General features: G+C 38.6%; 1 pseudogene. It reads left to right on the top strand.

Features of this window, described 5'->3' with window-relative positions:
* Positions 1-54: 54 nt before the first annotated feature.
* Positions 55-984 (top strand): annotated as a pseudogene (locus Q4493_RS17695) (IS3 family transposase); the annotation flags it as partial.

Raw genomic sequence — 984 nt, 5'->3', positions numbered from 1 at the left:
CTGACCCGTCCTAAATAAGGTTGACACTTTTCCAGCAACAAATTGGAGAGAGTCATGAAATCAACCACTAAACGTACTCAAAAAGATTATTCAATCGCTTTTAAATTAGGTGTTGTAGAGCAAGTAGAACGAGGTGAGTTAACCTATAAGCAAGCGCAAGATAAATATGGAATACAAGGTTGTTCTACCGTATTAACTTGGCTTCGCAAGCATGGTCGACTAGATTGGTCTAAAGGAACCCCTATTTTCTTAACCCAAGGTTTTGCTATGGCTAAGTCTCAATTACCTCAAACACCTGAGCAGCGTATTAAAGCATTAGAAAAAGAATTAGCGGATAGTCAGCTTAAAGCTCAATTCTTCGAAGCGGTTGTTAATGTACTAGAAACTGACTACGGTGTACGCATCACAAAAAAGCAAAAAGAGCAGTTATCGAACAAAAAACCATAGCGACGCTATCGGTTATTAAGGCATGTCACTTTATTGGTATTACTCGCCAAGCCTATTACAAACAATGTATAGCTCAAGTAAAGCGTGACATACATGAGCAACGAGTACTCAGTTTTATAATGGTTGAACGTATGAATCAACCAAGGATTGGTACGCGTAAGCTTAAATATTTATTGTCATTACAGCAGTTGTTCATTGGTCGAGACAGATTATTTAGCTTACTTGCATCCCATCAAATGCTCGTATCACGGCAACGTGCTTATCATAAAACAACGAACAGCCATCATCATTTTACTTGTCATCCAAACCTAATCAAAGCAGGTTTAGTGCCTGAAAAGCCTGAGCAACTCTGGGTGGCAGACATTACCTATTTGCCAACAACTACGGGGAATACTTACTTGAGCCTAGTCACCGATGCTTTTTCAAGAAAAATCGTTGGTTATCATGTTGATGACAATATGAAAACAAACTCGGTTAAGCTCGCTTACGCTAAAGCATTAAAGCAAAGAAAATCAAACAACATCTTAGTACACCATT

This window comes from Colwellia sp. 1_MG-2023, assembly GCF_030546755.1.
Classification (GTDB): domain Bacteria; phylum Pseudomonadota; class Gammaproteobacteria; order Enterobacterales; family Alteromonadaceae; genus Thalassotalea_H.
Note: the sequence above shows the minus strand (reverse complement) of the source record. Positions and strands in the feature narration are given on the sequence as shown.